General features: G+C 61.0%; 13 protein-coding genes. 8 read left to right on the top strand and 5 right to left on the bottom strand.

Annotation, left to right across the window (positions count from 1 at the left end; genetic code table 11):
* The first annotated feature begins 71 nt into the window (after positions 1 to 71).
* The 4 genes from ACKLNI_RS03090 (at position 72) to ACKLNI_RS03075 (ending at position 5,646) form a co-directional block, all read left to right on the top strand.
* Positions 72 to 1,505, top strand: a complete 1,434-nt coding sequence (locus ACKLNI_RS03090; protein ID WP_413717542.1) for a pilus assembly protein TadG-related protein — start codon at positions 72 to 74, stop codon at positions 1,503 to 1,505.
* 203 nt (positions 1,506 to 1,708) lie between these two features.
* Entirely contained in the window at positions 1,709 to 3,280 is a 1,572-nt protein-coding gene (locus tag ACKLNI_RS03085) for a 2-isopropylmalate synthase (RefSeq protein ID WP_413717541.1), read from the top strand.
* Positions 3,281 to 3,726: 446 nt separating this feature from the next.
* Positions 3,727 to 4,380 (top strand): OmpA family protein, encoded by a 654-nt coding sequence (locus tag ACKLNI_RS03080; protein ID WP_413717540.1) that lies wholly within the window; start codon positions 3,727 to 3,729, stop codon positions 4,378 to 4,380.
* Positions 4,381 to 4,920: 540 nt separating this feature from the next.
* Entirely contained in the window at positions 4,921 to 5,646 is a 726-nt protein-coding gene (locus ACKLNI_RS03075) for a proteasome-type protease (protein WP_413717539.1), read from the top strand.
* A gap of 2 nt (positions 5,647 to 5,648) precedes the next feature.
* On the opposite strand, the gene ACKLNI_RS03070 is transcribed toward ACKLNI_RS03075, so the two are convergent.
* Positions 5,649 to 6,590, bottom strand: a complete 942-nt coding sequence (locus ACKLNI_RS03070; protein ID WP_413717537.1) for an alpha/beta fold hydrolase — start codon at positions 6,588 to 6,590, stop codon at positions 5,649 to 5,651.
* A gap of 3 nt (positions 6,591 to 6,593) precedes the next feature.
* A complete protein-coding gene (locus ACKLNI_RS03065; protein ID WP_413717536.1) occupies positions 6,594 to 6,884 on the bottom strand; it encodes an SCP2 sterol-binding domain-containing protein in 291 nt (96 codons plus the stop codon).
* Between the two features lie 70 nt (positions 6,885 to 6,954).
* Here ACKLNI_RS03065 and ACKLNI_RS03060 point away from each other — a divergent pair, with 70 nt between their 5' ends.
* Positions 6,955 to 7,515, top strand: coding sequence for a tetratricopeptide repeat protein (locus ACKLNI_RS03060; protein ID WP_413717535.1), 561 nt, complete (start codon positions 6,955 to 6,957; stop codon positions 7,513 to 7,515).
* A gap of 103 nt (positions 7,516 to 7,618) precedes the next feature.
* Entirely contained in the window at positions 7,619 to 9,016 is a 1,398-nt protein-coding gene (locus ACKLNI_RS03055; protein WP_413717534.1) for an aminotransferase, read from the top strand.
* Between the two features lie 36 nt (positions 9,017 to 9,052).
* On the opposite strand, the gene ACKLNI_RS03050 is transcribed toward ACKLNI_RS03055, so the two are convergent.
* Positions 9,053 to 9,988, bottom strand: coding sequence for a hydrogen peroxide-inducible genes activator (locus tag ACKLNI_RS03050; RefSeq protein ID WP_413717533.1), 936 nt, complete (start codon positions 9,986 to 9,988; stop codon positions 9,053 to 9,055).
* 115 nt (positions 9,989 to 10,103) lie between these two features.
* On the opposite strand from ACKLNI_RS03050, the gene katG reads away from it, so the two are divergent.
* Together katG and ACKLNI_RS03040 are read left to right on the top strand one after the other, a co-directional pair.
* Complete coding sequence (gene katG, locus ACKLNI_RS03045; RefSeq protein ID WP_413717532.1) at positions 10,104 to 12,284, top strand: catalase/peroxidase HPI; 2,181 nt, start codon at positions 10,104 to 10,106, stop codon at positions 12,282 to 12,284.
* Positions 12,285 to 12,602: 318 nt separating this feature from the next.
* The gene (locus ACKLNI_RS03040) at positions 12,603 to 13,664 is read left to right on the top strand and encodes an AbrB family transcriptional regulator (RefSeq protein ID WP_413717531.1); all 1,062 of its coding nucleotides are present in this window, start codon (positions 12,603 to 12,605) and stop codon (positions 13,662 to 13,664) included.
* A gap of 63 nt (positions 13,665 to 13,727) precedes the next feature.
* Here the strand turns inward: ACKLNI_RS03040 and ACKLNI_RS03035 are convergent, their stop codons facing one another.
* Together ACKLNI_RS03035 and ACKLNI_RS03030 are read right to left on the bottom strand one after the other, a co-directional pair.
* Positions 13,728 to 14,378 (bottom strand): glycosyltransferase, encoded by a 651-nt coding sequence (locus ACKLNI_RS03035; protein WP_413717530.1) that lies wholly within the window; start codon positions 14,376 to 14,378, stop codon positions 13,728 to 13,730.
* Positions 14,356 to 14,478: an integrase core domain-containing protein gene (locus ACKLNI_RS03030; protein ID WP_413716966.1), complete on the bottom strand. Its 123-nt coding sequence runs from the start codon at positions 14,476 to 14,478 to the stop codon at positions 14,356 to 14,358. The genes ACKLNI_RS03035 and ACKLNI_RS03030 overlap by 23 nt, the downstream gene beginning before the upstream one ends.
* Positions 14,479 to 14,490: the final 12 nt, after the last annotated feature.

Here is a 14,490-nt window from a genome sequence, read left to right as displayed (position 1 = left end):
GGCCCGCGCCCGGTCTCATATGCCTGTTCAAGGACTCACCTATTGGATGAACTTGTTCCCAGAGGTCCGAGATGTTTCAAACACGGATTTTTCAGAGATTCGTTCGCCGTGAGGATGGGGCCCTTACCGCTTTCGGTCTTTTCCTGATCATTGCGATGATCTGCGTCGGCGGAATGGGGCTCGATGTCGCCAACGCCGTCATGGTCAAGACACACCTCCAGGTTGCAGCCGATTCAGCAGCCCACGCGGCGCTTATTACAAGGTCCGAGCGGACGGAGGCCGAAGCCAAAGCCGCAGCCATCCAGGTTGCCCAGGCGTCGCTGCCCACTTCGACGTTCGGCGACAGCATCCGTGAAGAAGACATCCAGTTCGGACGCTGGGACAGTGCGAACGACCAGTTCCTCATAATCCCCGGATCGAACGAGGCGGTGATGGTCTCGACCGCGCGCCTTGCAGCGCGAAACAACGCTATGGTCACGTATTTCATGAAGTTCGTCGGAATCTGGGAAATGGACGTCGTGTCCGAGTCGGTCTTCGAGACCTATTATCCGACGTGTTTTCGCGAAGGTTTCGTCGCAAATGGCCGCGTGGACGTGCAGTCGAACAACTACTACCGCGCGGGGTTCTGCATCCACTCTAACAGCCACGTCGAGGTGAACAACAACAACACCTTCGAGAACGGTGTGATCGTTTCAATGCCGGACAAAACCAACGTCGTTCTGCCGAACAGCGGCTGGAGCGCCAACCCGGGCCTGGAGAATGCATTGCGCAGCGGCGCCTACCACGTCAGGATTCTTCAGAGGGTTCAGGACATCGTTGATGGTTTTGACGACCATAATTCGGAATACTTCAGGTCCGATTACCTGAATACACCCGTCAGAACCAATTCCCTGACCCCCAACACCAACCTTGACAACTCGGTGTGGCAGCCTGGCGAAGTCCACGAGTTTCTCTGCAACAGCGCTGGCGGCGGAGGTGGCTCCATCACCAACGGTGGCGGAAACGGCAATGGGAATGGAAATGGAAATGGAAATGGAAACGGTGGAAATGGCGGCAACGGTGGCAACGGTGGCGGCAACAACACAGTCAGCATCCCGTCGAACACCACGCTGGTCAATGGCGTCATCTATACGGACTGCGAACTTTCGATAGGCTCCGGCGTCGAGTTGCGAGACGTGATGATCATTTCGACCAACACTTCGACAACGGCCATCGACGGCGCCTCCGGGGTCGTATTGGGAGATGACGACAATTGCGCCGCTGGCGGCGGGGTCCAGATCATCACCATGGGTGGCGTGCATTTCCCTGCACAGCTTCACATCTACGGAAGCCAGATCATCGCGATGGGCGATATCGACTTCGAAGCCAATGCCAACGGCATCCAGGGCGTTTCCATGGTTGCGGGCGGAGAGATCGACTCCACCTCGAACATGGACATGGGTTTCTGTAACGGCGCTGGCCTGGAAAACCGGTTCGAGGCCGAGTATTTCCGCATGGCGCGATAAGGCTTGCGGGGCTTTACAAGCCCCCCTGCTCTGCCTATCGTCTCGCTCCATGAACCAGACCCTGCATATCATGTGTGCGCGCGCAAACCTGCGCGACGGCCTGCTTCTTCTCCTTAGCCGCCTCTGAGCGTGCCTTTCGGCGCGACCGCTCAGAGGGGATCACGCGCCGGATGCACAAGGCCTAAGGACAAAGAGAGACGATCATGACCCAAGACAAGAACCGCGTGTTGATCTTCGACACGACCCTGCGCGACGGCGAACAATCCCCCGGCGCCACCATGAGCCATTCCGAGAAGCTGGAGATTGCCGAGCTTCTGGACGACATGGGCGTCGACATCATCGAAGCCGGCTTTCCCATCGCTTCGGAAGGCGACTTCCAAGCGGTCACCGAGATCGCGAAACGCTCCAAGAATGCGGTGATCTGTGGCCTGAGCCGCGCGAATTACAAGGACATCGACCGCTGCTGGGAGGCCGTTCAGCATGCCGGGCAGCCGCGGATCCATACCTTTATCGGCACGTCGCCCCTGCACCGGGCGATCCCGAACCTGGACATGGACCAGATGGCCGAGCGCATCCACGACACGGTGACACATGCGCGGAACCTTTGCGACAACGTGCAGTGGTCGCCGATGGACGCCACGCGGACCGAATGGGACTATCTGTGCCGCGTGGTCGAGATTGCCATCAAGGCCGGTGCCACGACGATCAATATCCCTGATACGGTGGGATATACCGCGCCGCGCGAAAGCGCCGACCTGATCCGACGGCTGATCGAGACGGTGCCGGGCGCGGACGAGGTGATTTTCGCCACCCATTGCCACAATGACCTTGGCATGGCGACAGCGAACGCCCTGGCCGCCGTCGAAGGCGGGGCGCGGCAGATCGAATGCACGATCAACGGCCTCGGCGAGCGCGCAGGAAACACCGCGCTGGAGGAGGTGGTCATGGCACTGAAGGTGCGGCACGACATCATGCCGTATCACACGGGCATCGACACGAAGAAGATCATGCACATCTCGCGGCGGGTCTCGACCGTTTCGGGTTTCCCGGTGCAGTACAACAAGGCCATCGTCGGCAAGAACGCCTTTGCGCATGAGTCCGGCATCCACCAGGACGGGATGCTGAAGAACGCGGAAACCTTCGAGATCATGCGCCCCGAGGACGTGGGTCTCTCCGAGACGAACATCGTCATGGGCAAGCATTCGGGCCGCGCAGCGCTTCGCGCCAAGCTGAAGGAACTGGGGTACGAACTGGCGGACAACCAGTTGAACGACGTCTTCGTCCGCTTCAAGGCGCTCGCCGACCGGAAGAAGGAAGTCTTCGAGGACGACCTGATCGCACTGATGCGAGACCAGGAGTCCGGCGAGGAGTATGACCGCATTCAGGTCAAGTTCCTGCGCGTGATCTGCGGTACCGAAGCACCGCAATCGGCCGACCTGATCCTCGAGATCGACGGCAAGGAGCAGCGCACCACGGCCCAGGGCGACGGTCCGGTAGATGCGACGTTCAACGCGGTGAAGACGCTCTTCCCGCATGACGCTCGGCTGCAACTGTACCAGGTGCATGCGGTGACCGAGGGCACGGATGCGCAGGCTACCGTCAGCGTCCGTATGGAAGAGGCGGGCCGGATCGCCACCGGTCAGGCCGCGGATACCGATACCGTCGTCGCTTCGGCCAAGGCTTATGTGAACGCGCTCAATCGTCTTCTGGTAAGGCGCGAGAAGTCCGACCCGGATTCCGACGTGAAGACGGTCAGCTACAAGGACGCCGGCTAGGCTTGCATCACACATCTCGTCATATGAAAGGCCGGGGGTCCGCTTCCCGGTCTTTTTCATGCCAGGTGTTCGAGAGCGAAAATCCTTGCCCTATTTCCGCCCGATTCGAACGTATCTCTTGCAGCGTAAGACGTCTCGGGGGCGGGAAATCAGGTTATTGTTCTTGAAGTATATTCAATCCTACCCAAGGTAAGCGGATAGATTACGGCAAGGCTGCCACAATCGTGTTCTAGCGCCCAATTCTCGCCACATTCCTGCCCTATAAATGTCTTCGAGGCCAACGTGTCCCTCGGCCTCGTGTGTAAGAGTAAGTGGTGATGTCGATGGTCCGCCCGGTTGTTGGTAAGTTGGTATCAGTAAGCCCTGTAGCGGTCCTTGCAGCTTGCGCGGCACCTCAGTCCCTCGAGATGTCGCGCTCGCTGACCATATTCCAGCCTCCCCAGCCAATGGCGATCAGTGCTCTGTCCCGACAGTTCCGAGCCGAAACGCCCTATATCGTCAATTTCAACTTCGACTCGGACGCCCTTGACGCCGCGGCCATGGCAAAGCTGGACATCCAGGCAGGTTGGATCATCGACCACCCGAATGTTAAATTTCGCGTTTATGGGCATACCGACAAAGTTGGTGACGTTGTCTATGACGCCGAACTCGGTCTCCGCCGCGCGCAGCGCGTGGTCGCCTACCTGATGTCTCACGGAATTGGGGAAGAGAGACTGGAGGCCATGAGTTCGTTCGGTGAAGATTTGCCCGTCGTCTTTACCGAAGCGCCCGAACGTCTGAACCGTCGCACGTTGACTGACGTGATCGGATATATCGAAACTCCGGCGCCTAGAGAGCCCGTCGTCGATCCGGAGCCGCTCGCGATGCTCGGCTACGACGTGGCGCCAGAGACCGGGGACGACGTCAACGACACCCTGGCGAGCGATCCCGTTTCGGAAGGTCCGACAACTGCCGATCCCTCGAACGACACGCCGACCGCCACCGCAGACAGCGGCAACAATGGCGGGCAGAATCCGAATGCGGGCCGAGGCAACCGAGATGACGGGGGCGACCCCGGCAAGTCCGGCGGCAAGAATAAGGGCGGCGACGAAATTTCCTGAACAGAATGCTCGGAGGCGTGCAGTGCTGGTGGGGGCCGGTCGCACGCCTGCTGGGTGGGGCAAGGGCGCGTTCCTGTGGGGGGAACGCGCCCTTTTTAATTAAATCACTGATATCTATTAACTAAATTTACGCTTCATGCGAATTCGCCACATTCTTGTCACATTCTCGGCGCATAAAGGCCATACGGCGCTTAGTGTTCCGGCGCCTTGTTACGAGTAGCCTGAGGGTAGCGAGACATGGCATGTGGCTTCAAATTCTGCCGCAGCGGCGGAAAGTGCTTTCTTGAAGGCGTGTCACCTTGCAGCAATCACCTGACCGATGAATCCGACATCCGGGTAGACGCGAGCTCCCTGTCCCGGCGGATGCGGCAGATGGGCCTGTCCCGAACCGGTTTCCTGCACAGCACCGTCCTGGACGAGACCGGGTTCGCCGACCCTTTCTACACCATCCGGGAAATGCGATAAGAACAATCCGCAGGCCTTGCCTGTCCCGCCACGCCGCCGTAGGTTCCAACCGGATACTCGACGGCGTTTTACCTCATGACCTATTGCGTTGGACTTCTTCTGAAAGACGGCATTGTGTGCCTGTCCGACACCCGTACCAATGCCGGTCTGGACAATATCTCCACCTACAGGAAGATGTTCACCTTCACCGAACCGGGTGAACGGGTCATCCTGATCATGACCGCCGGAAGCCTGTCGGTCACTCAGACCACGCTGGCGCGTCTGGACGAGGCGGCATCGGACATCGAGGCAACGCCAAATACCTCGATCATGCTGGCGCCTACCATTCTTCAGGTCGCCGAGATCGTCGGACGGACACTTGCAGAGACCAGTCAAGAGGTCGCCAGCCGTATGGGTTCGAACGCATCCAGCGCATCGGCATCGATGATCCTGGCGGGTCAGCGCAAGGACGGGGACATGCGCATGTTCCTGATTTATCCGGAGGGAAATTTCATCGAGGCCACGGCGGACACGCCCTATCTTCAGATCGGCGAGCACAAGTACGGCAAGCCCATCCTGGATCGTGTCGTGACGCCTGAAACCAGCCTGACCGATGCAAAGAAAGCGGTTCTGCTGAGCATGGATTCGACGCTGCGCTCGAACCTCAGCGTGGGCATGCCTCTCGACCTTGCCGTCATCGAACGAGACGCGCTTGCCATCAGTCAGCAACGGCGGATCGAAGCGCAGGACCCATCCTTTGCGGCAATGAGTCGGTCGTGGTCGGATGCGCTGCGAGACGCGTTCACCAAGATCGAAGTCTGAGGTCAGCCCGACCTGTTACCGCCCAGAAACGCAAGCTTCTCGGACAGAAATCGGTCCCGGCGTTCAGGCGTTTCCATCATGAGTTCATGGCGCGCGCCATCGACGACTCTGAGTTCAGCTTGCGCCCAGCCCTCGTGCATGCGCTGAATCTCCGGCGTTGAAACGATTATCTCGTCAGTCCCAACGAATGTCAGGACCGGAAGCCCCGGGCGAGGAAGCGCGTGGAGCCTGCGGCACTCGGCGAGCGCTTCGCCAAGCCAGTGCAGCGAAGGCCCGGCAAGCAGGAACTGTTCCTCTTCCTGAAGTTGCCGCGACAGGTATGCGAAATGATCGGGATCGTTCGTCAGCGGATTGCCGTCGAACGCAGCGCCGACTTCGTAGACGATTTCCCGGCTGCCGGGGGTGTAGCGCATCCCCTGCCTCGCCAGTCGCGCCAGCGTCGGAAGGACCGCCGCCAGCCTGCGCTGCCGGGGGGACATGTATATCCCCCACATTGGCGCAGAAAAGACTGCGCGCTCCACTGGAAGACCCTCGATCAAGGCGCGAAGGCCGATGCATCCTCCCATCGAATGGGCCAGCAGGAACAGCGGCGACGGCAAATCGAGGGCTTGCACGACTTCTAGGAGAGCTGCCACATCCCGCTGGTAGTCGCGGAAGCGCAAGACATGACCAAGCAGACGATCACCGGCCAGACGGTCGGAGAAGCCCTGTCCGCGCCAGTCGATGCTTGCGACAGCGTAGCCCGCTTTCGTCAGATCACGCGCTACCCGGCCGTATTTCTCGATATACTCGGTGCGGCCGGGAAAGAGCAGGATCGTCCCTTTGCCGCCAGCTGACGGCCAGACGGCGACACGCAAGCGGGCGTCATCCGACGCGGTGACCCAAACCGCTTGAACCTCGTCGGGACCCTCCGCAAGGTCCGCTCGATAGGGCGCCGTTTCCAAGGATCAGGACAAAGCCGGGGCCAGCCGCATCGCTGCGCCCATGTCGCCGTCTATTTTCAGGCGGCCCGACATGAAGGCGGCCGTCGGGTTCATGTTTCCGGCCAGGATGTCCCGGAACGTATCGGCGTCCGCCGTCATGGTGACATCCGCGACCTCGTCACCGGAGCGCGCGCCGCTGGCGTCCAGCATGATTGCTCCTTCACCCTCGATGACGAATTTTGCGGTACCGTCGAATGCGCTTCCGCCCAGTTTATCGTTCAGCGCGGCCACGGCCTGTTCAATCACATCGCTCACTATGGTCTCCTTCACCAGTTCGTCATCGGGGCTCGCATTCGGCCCGATTTGGATTACACTTAATCTCGTTATGATGTGGATTGCCGGGATTCTCAAACGCGCCGTTGCGGCACTTGGCGTAAGTGTTCTGCTCACGCTTCCCGTTGCCGCTGATGATGCCGAACTGGAGGCCCTGTTCGAGGGGCTCAAGAACGCCGACTCGATGGCTGCGATGCAAATCGAGTCCCGCATCTACGAGATTTGGTCGAACTCGGGTTCGCCGTCGATGGACCTGCTTCTGGAGCGGGGGCGCGAAGCCATGAACAAGGGCGACACCAAGCTGGCGATCGAGCATTTCACGGCGTTGGTCGACCACGCCCCGGAATTCGCCGAGGGCTACAACGCGCGTGCGACTGCGTATTTCCAGAATGGTCAGTACGGCCCCTCGCTGGAAGATATCCGACACACGCTTGCACTGAACCCACGCCATTTCGGTGCGATGAGTGGTCTGGCCCTGATCCTCGAAGAAGTGGGGCGCCCCGAAGACAGTCTTGCGGCGTGGCGCGAGGTTCAGAAGCTGCACCCTTCTCAGGAAGGCCTCGAAGCCGCCATTCAGCGTCTTGAACGGCAGGTAGACGGCGAAACGCTCTAGCGCGGCCGGGCCTTGGCGACACCACAGGTTCTGGGGTATCAGGACGTGAGAGCTCTTCAACACCATGAAGATCGCGTATTCCCTTTCTGCCAGGACAAGACCCATGAATGACCGCGCCAATGTTTCGCTTGCCGATCTTGATCGCGAAGCGCTTTTTCACCCTGTGAGCTCGATCCATGACATCGAGACCAACGGCCCCCTGATCTATACCGGTGCGAAGGGCGTCGAGGTGACCCGTGACAGCGGACAGACACTGATCGACATGGGCGCGGGGCTTTGGTGCGTGAATGTGGGCTATGGCCGGACCGAGCTGGTCGAGGCCGGCGCAAAGGCCATGCAGAACCTCAGTTTCCAGCATTTCTTCGGCAGTTCCTCGGCCGAGCCGACGATCCGACTGGCCGACCGCGTGCTGAACCTCTTCCGCGAGACGGTACCGGGCAGTGATATGGCTCGGGTTTTCTTCGGCTGCTCAGGCTCGGACGCCAACGACACGGCCTACAAGCTGGTTCGCTACTACAACAACCTGCGCGGCAAGCCGGAGAAAAAGAAGTTCATCGCCAGACGGGGCGCCTATCACGGGCTGACCTATGCCTCGGGAAGCATGACCGGGATCGAAGCCTACCACAAAGCTTTCGATCTGCCGATCGAGGGCATCCTCCATACCGAGTGCGCGCATTACTACGGCTTCGGCAAACCGGGAGAGACCGAAGCGGAATTCACCGACCGGCTGGTCGCGGACCTTGAAGCGATGATCGCTCGGGAAGGCGCGGACACGATCGCCGCGTTCATCGCGGAACCTGTCATGGGCACGGGCGGCGTGTTCACCCCGCCCGAGGGCTATTTCGCCAAGGTGCAGCAGGTTCTGGATCGCAACGACATCCTGATGATCGCAGACGAGGTGATCACGGGCTTCGGGCGGACGGGGCAGTGGTTCGGCAGCGGCACCTACGGTATCCGACCGGATATCGTCTCGCTCGCCAAAGGCATCACCAGCGCGTATTTCCCGATGTCGGCGTCGATCGTGTCGAACCGTATCTGGGACGTGCTGGCAAAGGCGTCGCCCGAGATGGGTCCCATCATGCACGGCTTCACCTATTCCGGGCACCCGGTGGGAAGCGCTATCGCGTTGGCGAATATCGACCTCATGGAGCGCGAAGGTCTGCCGGATCGCGCGGCACGGCTGGGACCGGTCCTTCTCGATGCCCTGCGATCGAAGGTTGGCGATCACCCCTTCGTGGGTGACATCCGCGGCGTCGGACTGATGGCCGCCGTCGAGTTCGTGGCCGACAAGGGCAGCAAGGCGCGCCTGCCCGCCGGAGCCCACAAGATCGTATCGGCTCATGCAATGAAGCAGGGAATGCTGACCCGCGCCCTGCCCTTCCTTCCGGTGACAGCCATGTCCCCGCCCCTGACGATCACGGAAGCCGAGATCGACGAGGCGACCACGCGATATGCACGTGCGCTGGCGACGGCGACGCCGGAGATCGAAGCAATGAGCTGACCTTCGGGCCGGCGTGCAACCGCCGGCCTTGGAGCATCAATCGATCACTTCCACCCGCATCGAGCTCGTCCTTGGACCGCGGACGGTCTGGCCTATTCCACGCACGATGGCCCCGATCTGCATGAATTCGTTCGAAAGCGGATTGGTCTTTCGCCAGACCATGCCAACGGTTCGAGACGGCCCTGGCGGCGGAAACCGCGCAACAGATACCCTTGCGGCCCGTGTCTCGAATGGCACGGCCATCTCGGGGATGAGCGTCACGCCTATGCCCGCGCCCACCATCTGAACCAGCGTCGTCAGCGACGATCCCTCCATCAGGTCGCGCGGTCCCAAGGCATCGATGGCGCAGAACGACAATGCCTGGTCACGGAAGCAATGGCCCTCTTCCAAGAGCAAGAGCCGCATTTCCTTCAGCTTATCGGGGCTTGGGACGGGCTGCCCGGCGTCGGCCGCCTGGCGGACCAGAACAAACTCCTCGCGGAACAAGGCAAACTCGCGCAGGGACGGCTCGGAGATCGGCAAGGCCACGATGGCGGCATCGAGGCGCCCTTCCTGCAACCCGGCGATAAGAGTTGCGGTGACCGCCTCACGCGGCTGGACTTCCAGTGTCGGATAGCGCTGCGCCAGAGTCGTGACGACCTGCGGCAACAGGTAGGGCGCGACAGTCGGGATCACTCCGAGGCGCATGCGACCGCCAGCAGCGCCCTGCGATGCGCGCACAAGATCGTCGATCTCGTCTACTGCCAGAAGGATCTCTCGACCCCTGCGCAAGAGTTCCTCGCCGGTCGGCGTCAATCGAACAGACCGCGCCCCGCGTTCCACCAGAGGCGCTCCGAACATCGATTCGAGTTCCTTGATCTGCATCGACAAGGCCGGCTGGCTGATCCCACAAGTTTCGGCGGCGCGTCCGAAATGGCGATGCCGCGCAAGAGCGTCGAGATACCGCAAGTGTTTAAGTGTCAGACCAATCATAAGCTCAACTTATCGCAGAGGTAAGGAAATTCAATTGGGGTTAATCGCCACCATCTGGTAGCACCGCACGCGGGAGTGTGGATCCCCCGTAATCACATCAGCGAAGGAGATTGTCATGGATGGCAACAACGAGAACATCAGCGGCGGCTGCCCCGTCATGCACGGTGGCAACACGGCCATGGATGCGCCCGTCACCAAGTGGTGGCCCGATGCGCTGAACCTTGACATTCTTCACCAGCACGGCGCCCGGACCAACCCGATGGATCCGGACTACAACCATCGCGAGGCCGTTAAGGGACTGGACTTCGAAGCCGTCAAGGCCGATGTCCGCGCCCTGATGACCGAAAGCCAGGACTGGTGGCCGGCGGACTGGGGTCACTACGGCGGCCTGATGATCCGCCTCGCATGGCACTCGGCCGGGTCCTACCGGATGGGTGATGGACGCGGCGGCGCCGGGTCCGGCAACATCCGATTCGCGCCGCTGAACTCGTGGCCGGACAACGCCAGCCTCGACAAGGCCCGCCGTCTTCTGTGGCCGGTCAAGAAGAAGTACGGCAACGCGCTGAGCTGGGCCGACCTGATCATTCTTGCGGGCAACATGGCCTATGAATCGATGGGCCTGAAGACATTCGGCTTCGGCTTTGGCCGCGAGGACATCTGGGGACCTGAAACCGATGTCTACTGGGGTGGCGAAAACGAATGGCTGGCCCCGTCCGAGAACCGCTACGGCGATCTTGAGACGCCCGCGACGCTGGAGAACCCGCTGGCCGCCGTGCACATGGGTCTGATCTACGTGAACCCCGAGGGCGTGAACGGCAAACCCGACCCTGCCAAGACAGCTCTTCACGTCCGCGAGACTTTCGCCCGGATGGCGATGAACGACGAAGAGACGGCGGCGCTGACCTGCGGCGGCCACACCGTCGGCAAGGCGCATGGCGGCGGCGATTTCGCCCATATCGGCGCCGAACCCGAAGGCGCACCGATCGAGGCGCAGGGCTTCGGCTGGTCCAACCCGGGCCATGCGGGCAAGGCGACAAACGCCTTCACCTCGGGCATTGAAGGCGCATGGACCAAGCATCCCACCCAGTGGGACATGGGCTATTTCGACTATCTGTTCGATTATGACTGGGAATTGACGAAGTCTCCCGCTGGCGCCAACCAGTGGGCGCCTGTCAACATGCCGGAAGACGAGCGGCCGGTCGACCCGACGGATCCGTCGGTGCGTCGCATGCCGATGATGACGGATGCGGACATGGCGATGAAGGTCGATCCGATCTACAACGAGATCTGTCAGCGCTTCCGCGCCGATCCCGAGTATTTCGCAGACACTTTTGGCCGCGCATGGTTCAAGCTGACTCACCGCGACATGGGACCCAAGGCCAACTACTACGGCCCTGACGTACCCGCCGAAGACCTGATCTGGCAGGACCCGATCCCCGCAGGCTCAACCGACTACGACGTCGCGGCCGTCAAGGCCAAGATCGCTGACAGCGGCCTTACCGCCGCCGAAATGATCGCCACCGCATGGGACAGCGCCCGTACCTTCCGCGGCTCCGACAAGCGCGGCGGCGCCAATGGCGCACGCATCCGTCTTGCCCCGCAGAACGGATGGGAGGGGAACGAGCCCGAACGGCTGGCGAAGGTGCTTGGCATCCTCGAGCCGATCGCCGCAGAAGCAGGCGCATCGGTCGCCGACGTGATCGTCCTGGCCGGAAACGTCGGTCTTGAAAAGGCGATCAAGGCTGCTGGTCACAATGTCGAAGTTCCGTTTGCCCCGGGCCGTGGCGACGCCACCGAGGAGCAGACCGACGCCGACTCGTTCAGCGTGCTTGAGCCTCTGGCCGATGGCTTCCGCAACTGGCAGAAGACGAAATACGCTGTCAGCCCGGAAGAAATGATGCTGGACCGGGCGCAGTTGCTGGGCCTGACCGCAGCGGAAATGACGGTTCTGGTGGGCGGTATGCGCGTTCTGGGCGTCAACCATGGCGGCTCGAAGCATGGCGTGTTCACCAACCGCGAAGGTCAGCTGACGACGGACTTCTTCGTCAACCTGACCGATATGTCCTACAGCTGGCACCCGGTCGGCGAAGATGGCGAATACGAGATTCGCGATCGCAAGACCGGCGCGGTGAAATGGACCGCGACCAGCGCCGATCTCGTCTTCGGCTCGAACTCGATCCTTCGCGCCTATGCTGAGGTCTATGCACAGGACGATAACGCCGGAAAGTTCGCCAAGGACTTCGTGGCGGCCTGGACCAAGGTTATGAACGCCGACCGCTTCGACCTTCTGGCCTAAGTCTTCCGTCCGGGCGGCCCAGCCGCCCGGACGCTCTGGCTGGGCGCATCAACGCCTCCACGCGCTCCAAAAACACCAAAATATTTCTGTGAATCTTGCCGTCGCGCACAAGGCAGCGCATGCTGAGCCAAGCCGCGTTGTTGCGCTGTGGCAAACACAGGAAAGTAAACCGGAATTGCGGAACAGACACGCAGTCGAGCGCCGCCCGAACAAACATGCGTTTCTTCGCGGTTCCTGTTCGGCGCGCCGGATATGCCGGGCCGTGTTTGACGGAGCCGGGTATACGTGATGCATCTTCATTGGTTCAGTGTTCCTCAGATGAAGCACATCGCCCTGGTATACTCAGGGGCCCTCGCTTGCGGATTTGTCGGGAACTGGATCAAACTTCCCCTGCCCTGGATGATTGGCGCGATGGTGTTCGCCATGTCGCTTCGGCTGTCGAACCGCCCTGTTCAGGTGCCGGCCATCACGCGCCCAATCGGACAGATGCTGGTCGCCTCGTCTGTCGGACTATCGTTCACACCGGCTGCGGTCGCGGCGATGTCGGCTCTGTTCATCCCCATGGTTGGCGCGGCGATACTCACAATAATCGCCGGCTTCATGGTTGCAGCGCTTCTCATGCGCCTGACCCGTGTCGACGTGATCACGGCCACCCTCGCCTCGATTCCGATGGGGCCGGTAGAAAGCGCGCATCTTGCCGACCGGCACGGCGTCTTTCCGGGTCCCATCGTCTTTGCCCAGATCCTGCGGATCCTGATTCTGGTGGTTTTCATTCCCCCGGCGCTCGTCACCCTTTCCGACGAAATCCATGACCCCACCGCAGTGCTGCGCGCGATCCCCTGGACAACAACCGGAGCGCTCCTGCTCTGCACCTTCGGCGTGCTTGGCGCCTTTACTGCGCGGACGCTTCGCATCGGGAATCCTTTCTTCGTGGGTTCGATCGGCGGCGCTGCACTGGCCGCAGCGCTGAGCCTTCCGGTGTCGGCTTATCCCTATCCCGTCCTCGTTATCGCTCAGGTCTTCCTCGGCGTTTGGCTGGGAGCGGTTTTCGACCGGCAACTTCTGCGGAATGCCGCCGGGTTCATCCCGGGCGCGATTGCCTCATCGCTCATGCTGGTCGCGATCTGCATCGGGATGGGATTCGGGCTGGCTTGGTTCACCGGCGAGAAATGGACGGTGATGATCCTGTCGACTGCGCCGGGCAGCGTAACCGAAATGGCCCTAACCGCTAAGATCCTCCAGGAGGGGATAGCGGTCGTGACCTCCTTTCACCTCATGCGCATTTTCATCATCCTGCCGTTCGCGCCGCTGATCATCAGCCTTACCGCACGCGTGGCCAAGGCCTGGGGGTTGCCCACCCATATGCGAGACCTGCCTTGAGATTTGAGCGACAGGCACCCTGCTCTCAAGGCCTCCCAGAACCGGTTCTCTTTCGCTTCGTCCTCAGGCGATAGCTCGTGTTCTCGATCCGCGAGCGCTGAGAATCTGTTCGTAGAACGCATCCGTCCTTGGACCCATACGGCGCCAATCCCAATTCGACAGGTCCGAGGCTTTTGCAGCGGCCGCCATCGACACGCGCAGATCCGCATCTCCAGCCAGTTGCATGAGCGCGCGCCCGAAGGCAATCCAGTCATCCATGGGAACGATGAGGCCATTGTCGCCAGTACTGATGACGGCCTCCAGGCCGGGCAGATCGAAAGCCACGGTCGGCCTGCCGCCCACGATGGATTGCAGAATGCAGCGGGGCAGTCCTTCCTGTCCCGAACTCAGGATGGAAATGTCAGAAAGGGCAATCAATCGCTCTGGATCCCGCCGGTATCCCGCGAGCTTCACGGAGGGACCAATACCAAGCACGTCGGCTTTTGCCCGGATCTCGTCGCGCAAGCGACCTTCGCCCGCAAAGACAATGCGCGTCTCCGGATATGCAGCGATCAGCGGCGGCAGTTGCTCGAGGAGTTGCAGGTGCCGTTTGCGAGGCTCAAGCGATGCCATCATCAGAACAACGAACGGCTTTCGGGCACCCTTTTCGACATCGAGCAACGTTTCCCAATCCTCCGGCAATTCCGCTTGTCTAGCCCCCTGTGTATGGGCCACTGATCAGGGGTTTCTCTAATAGGGTTTCAGGAACGGGCGGGCGCATGTTGAGTGCCTGATGCGGCCGGGTGTGATTGTACTGCCTGAGCCAGTGATTGATGACGATCTGAGC

It is taken from the genome of Silicimonas lutimaris (genome assembly GCF_047314965.1).
Classification (GTDB): Bacteria; Pseudomonadota; Alphaproteobacteria; order Rhodobacterales; family Rhodobacteraceae; genus JAVJUV01.
Note: the sequence above shows the minus strand (reverse complement) of the source record. Positions and strands in the feature narration are given on the sequence as shown.

Excerpts from the sequence above, each read along its gene's own strand:
- katG (WP_413717532.1), top strand. The coding sequence starts at position 10,104 with ATGGATGGCAACAACGAGAACATCAGCGGCGGCTGCCCCGTCATGCAC.
- ACKLNI_RS03040 (WP_413717531.1), top strand. The coding sequence starts at position 12,603 with ATGAAGCACATCGCCCTGGTATACTCAGGGGCCCTCGCTTGCGGATTT.
- ACKLNI_RS03075 (WP_413717539.1), top strand. The coding sequence starts at position 4,921 with ATGACCTATTGCGTTGGACTTCTTCTGAAAGACGGCATTGTGTGCCTG.
- ACKLNI_RS03055 (WP_413717534.1), top strand. The coding sequence starts at position 7,619 with ATGAATGACCGCGCCAATGTTTCGCTTGCCGATCTTGATCGCGAAGCG.
- ACKLNI_RS03060 (WP_413717535.1), top strand. The coding sequence starts at position 6,955 with ATGATGTGGATTGCCGGGATTCTCAAACGCGCCGTTGCGGCACTTGGC.
- ACKLNI_RS03050 (WP_413717533.1), bottom strand. The coding sequence starts at position 9,988 with ATGATTGGTCTGACACTTAAACACTTGCGGTATCTCGACGCTCTTGCG.
- ACKLNI_RS03085 (WP_413717541.1), top strand. The coding sequence starts at position 1,709 with ATGACCCAAGACAAGAACCGCGTGTTGATCTTCGACACGACCCTGCGC.
- ACKLNI_RS03090 (WP_413717542.1), top strand. The coding sequence starts at position 72 with ATGTTTCAAACACGGATTTTTCAGAGATTCGTTCGCCGTGAGGATGGG.
- ACKLNI_RS03080 (WP_413717540.1), top strand. The coding sequence starts at position 3,727 with ATGGCGATCAGTGCTCTGTCCCGACAGTTCCGAGCCGAAACGCCCTAT.